General features: G+C 70.6%; 6 protein-coding genes and 1 pseudogene. 3 read left to right on the forward strand and 4 right to left on the reverse strand.

Features of this window, described 5'->3' with window-relative positions:
* The 3 genes and pseudogenes from ACSAMQ_RS19340 to ACSAMQ_RS19350 all read left to right on the forward strand — a co-directional run.
* A pseudogene (locus tag ACSAMQ_RS19340) lies at positions 1–225 on the forward strand (hypothetical protein); the annotation flags it as partial.
* A complete protein-coding gene (locus tag ACSAMQ_RS19345) occupies positions 222–644 on the forward strand; it encodes a hypothetical protein (protein ID WP_435397222.1) in 423 nt (140 codons plus the stop codon). The pseudogene ACSAMQ_RS19340 and the gene ACSAMQ_RS19345, both read left to right, overlap by 4 nt.
* 588 nt (positions 645–1,232) lie before the next feature.
* Positions 1,233–2,639 (forward strand): hypothetical protein, encoded by a 1,407-nt coding sequence (locus tag ACSAMQ_RS19350; RefSeq protein WP_435397223.1) that lies wholly within the window; start codon positions 1,233–1,235, stop codon positions 2,637–2,639.
* Between the two features lie 88 nt (positions 2,640–2,727).
* Here the strand turns inward: ACSAMQ_RS19350 and ACSAMQ_RS19355 are convergent, their stop codons facing one another.
* The 4 genes from ACSAMQ_RS19355 to ACSAMQ_RS19370 are packed head-to-tail and all read right to left on the reverse strand — an operon-like array spanning position 2,728 to position 7,331.
* The gene (locus ACSAMQ_RS19355) at positions 2,728–4,368 is read right to left on the reverse strand and encodes a hypothetical protein (RefSeq protein ID WP_435397224.1); all 1,641 of its coding nucleotides are present in this window, start codon (positions 4,366–4,368) and stop codon (positions 2,728–2,730) included.
* Positions 4,365–5,858: a protein kinase domain-containing protein gene (locus tag ACSAMQ_RS19360; protein ID WP_435397225.1), complete on the reverse strand. Its 1,494-nt coding sequence runs from the start codon at positions 5,856–5,858 to the stop codon at positions 4,365–4,367. Before ACSAMQ_RS19360 ends, ACSAMQ_RS19355 begins: the two co-directional genes overlap by 4 nt.
* A gap of 10 nt (positions 5,859–5,868) precedes the next feature.
* A complete protein-coding gene (locus ACSAMQ_RS19365; protein ID WP_435397226.1) occupies positions 5,869–6,630 on the reverse strand; it encodes a PP2C family serine/threonine-protein phosphatase in 762 nt (253 codons plus the stop codon).
* Positions 6,631–6,647: 17 nt separating this feature from the next.
* Positions 6,648–7,331 (reverse strand): vWA domain-containing protein, encoded by a 684-nt coding sequence (locus ACSAMQ_RS19370; RefSeq protein WP_435397227.1) that lies wholly within the window; start codon positions 7,329–7,331, stop codon positions 6,648–6,650.
* Positions 7,332–7,444 lie beyond the last annotated feature (113 nt).

Here is a 7,444-nt window from a genome sequence, read left to right on the forward strand (position 1 = left end):
GAGCGCGCCGTCGCCGACTGGCGCCGCGCGCACGGACTGCTCGCCGCCAGCGCCCCGCGGTCGCGCGACCGGGTCCTGCTCGACAGTTGGGTGCGCACCCAGGTTCACCTCGGCGCCCGGGCCGAGGTCGCGCACCAGATCGAATGGCTGCGCGAGCGCGGCTATCGCCACCCTGACTTCATCGCCTTCTACGCTGCACCCACTCCTCAGGAACTCCTGCAATGACTCAGAAAACCAAGAGCAAGACCAAGACGGCCACCCTCGACATCGAGCTGACCGTCGCCCACGTCGTGTTCGGCGGCAATGCCGGGCAAGGCCGGTACTTCTACAGCTTCTCGCCGGACGTGGTCACGGTCGGCAAGGACCAGAGCCCGGTCAAGATCACCTACCGTCTCGAAAAGGAAGTGTCCAAGCACCTCAAGATCGAGGGCGTGCTGAACTCCGACGCCAAGGACCAGATCTACGACGTCAAGATCGCCTCCGACGGGCGCAGCGCCAGCATGATGAACCGCAACGACGTGCAGACCCTGATCTTCTTCTCGGTGCTGGTGCGCGACCACAAGCGCGGCAACCTGGTCGCCTGCGACCCGCAGGTCGGCAACGACCCGGAAATCACCCCGCAGGGCGGCAAGCGCAAGCGCTGATCCGATCCGCCGCAGGGCGCGGCCGATCGCGGCCGCTCCCTTCCGCCCGAACGCGGCAGGCCTCGCGCTGCCGCCGGTATCGCGCCCAGCAAGGCGTTACGCCGGAGTCTCCAGGCCGCCGAGGCCCGGACTGTCAAGCGCCGCTGCGGCCGCTGCGCGGTTGCCGGCTCGCCGAAGCCGTCCGTCTCCTCACGGTCGATGCGAACCTGCCGCCGAGGCGCCGCTATCGCCGATGGCGCAGCGCAACCCGCGGGCGCGGGGCGCCCCCGATCAGCGGCCCTCGCGGTGCCGCCGCTGGGCGTCGCGGCCCACGTCGGGCCCGCCGCAAAGCGGCCATTCCCGATCCGAACCGCCGCGGAGGCGGCCGCACGGCACCTGCCGGCGGCCGTTCGGCGGGCCCGCAGACTCATGCCAAGCCATTGATCCGAAAATAAAAAACCGACCGTAAGGTTGCCGTAAGGCGGGCTGCGGGCGCGGCGAGGAGTCTGCGCCGACCCGGATCGCCGCGTGCCGCCGCCGGGGCCGATGCGCCGGCCGGCGCACGGAGTCCGGCACGAACCGCCCCGGCGGCTTCGCAGGAGCCCGGCCATGTCCGAGTCCGACCATCCCTACACGTTCTGCGGCGACGGCGGCGACACGCTCGACTCGCAGGACGACATCGGCCCCCTCTCGCAGTTCCGTCACGGCGCCCAGGACCGGCGCCTGCTCGAACTCGCCCGCCTCGATGCCGGCCTGGCCGCCAATAACGATTTCGACGACAAGCCCTGGGGGCTGCTGTACCGGGCGCTGACCGATTCGATCGAGGTTTCGCCCGACGATTTCCAACTGGTGTATCCGTCGACGCGCTGGGACTGGCCGCTGACCCAGGCCGGTTTCATCAGCGCCGCCCAGCACGATTTCTGCGCGACCGCGCCGCAATGGAGCGCGATCGGCGCCTACGTTTCCAGCGGCGATCCGGTGCACCAGGCGTATCAGCAGTTCCTCAACGTGATTCCGGCCGCGACCGAATACCCGAGTCTGCGCCAGCACCTGCGCGACGCCGACGACGAACTGGTCGTGGCCACCAACCACTACACCCTGGCCACGACCTCGGCCGCCTCGGCCTACGCCAACCAGGTCGCCGGCAACGAGCCGTGTTTCACCGAATGGCTGGGCCGCAGCGGCGGCCGCCGTTATCAGGCCCGCATCATCGCCGCCGAGGCGGCGATGAACCAGGCGCAGGCGCATTACTCGGCGCTGGTCGCGCAATGCGACGCCACCGAACTCGGCGCCGCCCAGCGCCGCTGCGGCAGCGACGATTTCCATGTCCGCCTGGCCGATCTCAACCTGATCAAGATGGCCAAGGTGCCCGACTGGCAGGTCGAACACGATGCCGCCGGCTGGGTCGCGCGGGTCCGGGCCGGGCAAGGACCGGCCGGCGCCACCGTCGGTTTCAGCAACCGCGAAGCGCCCTACGATTTCGGCCGCAGCTGGGCCGGGCGCCAGGGCAAGATCCGCCAGTTGTTCTGGCAGGTGCGCATCAACGGCCGCTGGGAACGCATCGACGAATTCGAGTTCGACAACCAGCTCGAGCTGTCGCTGGATTTCCAGGCGGTCGGCCATGTGGGTATCCGCCCGGGCGGCTGGTACGACGGCGAATTCGCGCGCAGCATGATCGACGGCCCCTTCGTCCACGGCTACAGCCCGTTCGGCGACGAACGCGGCCAGGCGGTGTTCGGCGAGAAAGGCTTCTTCGGCCTGGTCAAGAGCGGCATGGTGGTCGGCTACAAGCCGAGCTTCAGCATCCGCACCACCACCTCGACCTTCCGGCGCTTCGCCAATGTCTTCAAGTTCGCCACCGGCCTGCGCATCGGTCCGTTCACCCTCGAAGCCGAAGGCGGCAGCGCGCGCGCCGGCTGGAAAGCCGACCCGGCGAGCCTGAGCTTCACCGGCACCACCAGCTCGGAGGTGCCCTTGATCATCGGCGTGACCATCGCCGAGCTGCCGAACGCATGATCCGCGGCGAGGCGATGCGGGTCCGCCCGCATCGCCTCGCAGGCGCCTCCCGGCTCGCGCAGGAGCGGTCCGGCGCGGCGCGAACCTCTCAGGGGCCGCGCAGGACCCAGCCGCAGTAGCGGCCCGAGCAGGCGCCGCTGGAAGCATCGAGCAACACCAGGTTGCCGAGATCGCCGCGCGGCTGTTCGATCATCGCCGGCAGGACCAGGATCGCCGGCGCGGCGCGGTCCAGCCCGCGCGGCAGATCGAAGCCGCGCGCGATGCGATAGCGCGGCCAACCGGCGATGCGGGCATCGAAGGATTTTTGTCCGGCGGCTCCGACGCGCGCGCGCCAGCGGCCGAGGTCGAGCGGGCCGGCGACGACGAGAGCGCCGCGACGCCAGGGGCCGGCCAACAGCGCGGTCGCGCTCGGCGCGGGCTTTCCACCGCGAAAGGCGACCGCATCCAGGGCATCGGACAAGCGCGGAATCGTCGACAGATCCTCGGGCGCGGGCTCGACCGCCGCGCCGTCGCCGACCATCTTCTGCATCGCCGCCACCGCCGGCGGCAGCGGCGGCAATGGCCGGCGCGCCATCACCCGCACCGCGGCCGGAATCGACAGCCCATGCTGTTCCATCGCGGCCTCCTGGGCGCGCGCCTGCAGGATCTGGAAGCGCGGCGAGGCCTCGGCTCCGCCGGCGGCGTCGATGCGTTGGCGCACGGCGCGCGAACCGCCGGCGCGGCCGGCGTGTTCGGCCTCGATCGTCAACGCCCCGAGCGCCAGGTCCGGCTGGTCGTAGATCCAGGTCCAGGCCAGGCCGCGCCAGGCGCCGTCGAAGGTCGGGTTGACCCGCAGGGCCCGCAGGAAATTCGTCCGCGCCGCCTCGCGCCAGCGGCGCAGGCTTTCGGCGTCGACGATGTCGAGCGGCCGCTCGGCCGCGTCGCCATGCCGGCCGAGCCCTTGCATGAAAGCGCCGAGCCGCCAGGTGCCGAGCTCGCGCGGCGGCAACGCGCGCGTAGGGTCGGCCGCCATCGCCGCGGACAGCGCGCGTTCGATCGGTTCGATCCGCTCGGCCGCCGCGCCCGGCTGCAAGGCCGCCGAGGTTTCGCGATACAACCGCATCGCGCCGTCGTAGCGGCCGGCATCGCGCTGCGCATTCGAGCCTTGCGCCTGCACCGCGATCATCGCCAGCTGCTGGCGATAAAAAGTATCGCCTTGCGCCGCGCTGGCCGCGGCGCCACGGATCAACGCGTCGATCTCGGCCTCGCGTTCGCGCGCCGAACGCTGCGGCGGCGGCGCGGCCGCGCGCGCCGGCGAGGCCAGCGCCTCGGACATCGCCGCGGACTTGCGCTCGTTTTCGCCCGCGAACTCCGACGCGCCGACGATCGCGTCGGTGGAAAAGCGCTCAGCGTTGCGCGCCGGCGCGAACAGGATCGCGAGCACGGCGAACGCGCCCACCACCACGCCGACCCGCAGCTCGCGGTCGTTGCGCTCGATCGACCGCATCAGCAACGCGATCAGGCTGGGCACCGCGGCCATCAGCAGGGCCAGGTTGAACCAGCGCTCGTCGCGGCTGTGCAGCGGCGAGGACACCCAATGCCCGGCCACGTCCATCGCCCACAACGGCAGGGACATCAACCAGCCGGTGAACGGCGCCAGCAGGACCAAGGTGAACAGAAGAAGCACGGCCAGCTTGCCCCAGGCCATGCGGGTGTAGCGGAAACGCTGCGCGGGCATCGGACGGCTCATCGGTTCTTGAGCATCCTCGGCAGGGTCAGCATGAACACCGCGCAGGCGACCAGGAAACCGGCGCCGAGCAAGGTCATCAGGATCGCGTTCATCCAGCCGTCGAGCGCCGCCGCGCCCGACTTCGGCAGCAACTGCGCATACATGCCCTGGACGAACTGAGCGAGCCTGGCGAACGACCAGGACAAGGCCACCGCCACGCCGACCCGCACCCCGGTTGCGAGCCACGACGACCATCCACCGCGTGCGGCCGGCGCCGCGGGGCCGCGCCGCCACCAGGAGCGTTGCGCCTGCGCCACGTTCTGCGCGGTCTGCGCCTGCATCTGCGTCTGCATGCGGGTCAGTTGCGCCTGCATCTGCGCCATCTGCGCCGCGGTCACCGCCGACACCGGGCCGCGCCGGCCGCGCATCGGCTCGGGCCCCGGATTCGGTTTCGGCCGCGGCCGGGCATCGCGCGCGGTTTTCGCGATCAGATCGGCACGCGCGCACGACGCACACGGCTCGCCGGCGTAATGCTGGTGCTCGCGATTGCGCCCGCACACGACCAGGCGCCCGCTGGAAGGCTGCGCGTAGCTGCGCAGGGCCCGGCTCCATTCGGCCGCGCTCGGCCGCTGATCGCCGTCCTTGCCGAAGGCGCGGTCGAACAACTGGCGCAGCTCCCGCGGGATCGCCGCATGCGCGCTGACCGGGCTCGGCGTCATCATCCGGTGGCCGCGCAGGCCGTAAGCGTAGTAGCGCTCGCGAATGCGCGCCGGGATATCGGTCGGCACGCGATCCGAAGCCGGCCGGCCGCTGTAGGGATGGATGCCGAAATTCAACAACTGGAACACCACCACGGCCAGGGCGAAGCGGTCCTGGGTTTCCTCGCCGGCCGGGCCGAGCTTGCTTACCTGGAATTCCGGGGCGAGATAATCCGGGGTGACCTGCGGTGCGGAGAAACGCTTGCCCTGGCCCTGGATGCTGAAGCCGTCGCAGTCGAGCAAGGCGATGTACAGCGATGCGCGATAGAAGCGCAGGTTGACCGGCTTGAGGTCGACCACGTAGTGATGTTGCGCGTGCAGCGCGGCGAGCACCGCGCTGAGGTTGGCGGCGAGGGTGACCTTGGCGCCGAGCCCGACCGGCAGCCCGGCCGCGCGCGCCTGCCGCTCCTGCAGCACCTGTTCCAGCTCTGAGGTCGACTTCACGTCGAGCGCCGGCATGGTGAAACCGACGAAGCGGCCGCGTTCGTCGCGCACCACCGCATGCGGCCAGGCGATCTGGACGTAGCGCTTGCCGCCTTCGACCTGGTCGGGCAGATGCGGGCGCAATTCCAGCATCGCCTCGATACGGTCGGTGTAGCTCGGCGGGTCGACCCGCTCGTGATAGATCTTGGCGACGCTGTGGGCGTCGTCGGGCAGCAGGTAGACGCTGCCCGCGCCGCCGCTCTTGATCAGCGCGCCCAGCACCGAGCGCCGAGGCCCGATCCGGATGCTGCTGCCGCTGCCCAGAGTCATGGCGCCCGCATCAGGCCCGCAAGGCGATCAGCAGGGTCTTGTCGTCGGACGTGATGCCGTGCGTGCGCGGATCGTCGAGGGTGCCGAACAAGGCGCGGCTGCCCGCCGCTTCGTCGACCGAGGCCAGGTACGCGGCGACCGGCTCGATGAAGGGCCGGTACAGCCCGGCATTGCCCTTTTCCATCGCGAACGGCATCGCGCCGTCGGACATCAGGCACAGGCGAGCGGCCGGATACGCCACCGCCGACACGCGCAGATGCTCGCGCCAGGCTTCGCCGGTGACGAAATAGGTTTCGTTGGCGTACTCGCCGTTTTCCGGCGCCGACACGCACGCGGCATGGGCCTGCGCATCGGCCGCTTCGGCCACGCCGAGGCCGTCGCCGATGTGGAAGAACCAACCGCGCCGCGCATCGCCGAGGAACCCGACCAGGGTCGCGGCATAGTTCGACAACGGCGCCAGCGCCGCGCCGGCCGCCTCGCTCAACGCCGCGCGCGCATCGAGCACCGCGGCCGCGGCCAGTTCCGACATCGTTTGCTCGTCGACCGCCGAGGCATCGCCGCGCTGCCCCCAGGCCGCGGCCAGGCTGCGCACCACGGTATCGGCGGTCAGGCGCGAACCGACGTCGCTCGAGGCCGCCGAACCCGCTCCGTCGCAGACCGCCGCCACCAGCAGCTCGCCGTCGGCGTGGAAGGCGAACGCGTCCTGGCACGGAATGCCTTTGTCGAGATGCGATTTTCCGGTGGCCGATGCCGCATAGATCCGCCAGCCCATGGCCCGGGACCCGCCGCTCAGGTCGGCACCGACGACCAGGTGTCGGTCGAGGGCAACTGCGCCTGACCGCCCGGCCGCGACTGCGACACCACCTGCATGCTCGCGCTGAGCCACAGGAACAGCTCGCGGAACTGCAGGCCCTGCAGGCGCTTCACTCCGGCCGGGCCCTTGCTGCTGAACTGGGCCATGACCTTGTCCTGCGAGCCCTCGCCGACCGCGATGGGGAAGATCGCGACCTTGTTGGCCTGCTCGGCGTCGCGCGCATGCTTGGCCGCGGTTTCCCAGGCATCGGTCGGCGAACCGTCGGACATCAGGAACAGCCACGGACGGGTGTAGGCGATGCCCGCCTGCTTGAAGCGCTGCTTCTCGTTCTCGACCTCGGCCAGGGCCAGTTCGATCGCGCGGCCGGTCGGGGTGGTGCCTTCGGCTTCCAGGATCGGCGCGGTGAAATCCATCGCGTCGCACCAGTCGCCGACCACCTCGGCGGTGTCGAAACCGCCGTAGCGCACCACCAGCACGCGCACGCGCTTGGCCGCGATCACGTCGGACTTGAGCTCCTGCTCGAGCAGCTTCAAGCCTTCGTTCAATTGCCGCACCGGCTCGCCGAGCATGCTGCCGGAGCAGTCGAGCACCAGCACCAGCGGGGTGCGCTGCTCGGTGTTGTCGACCAGGGCTACATCGGGGATGACGGGCTGATTCATGGCATTCCTTTGCTGCATGGAGATAGGGGCCGAGTATAGCCACGAGCCGGGGTGGTCGGCGCGGGTCCGGCCGGCCGGGCGCGCCACCGGCCCGCAGCGGCAACGCCGGGCAG

This window comes from Lysobacter sp. 1R34A, from assembly GCF_051217035.1.
Lineage (GTDB): Bacteria > Pseudomonadota > Gammaproteobacteria > Xanthomonadales > Xanthomonadaceae > Lysobacter.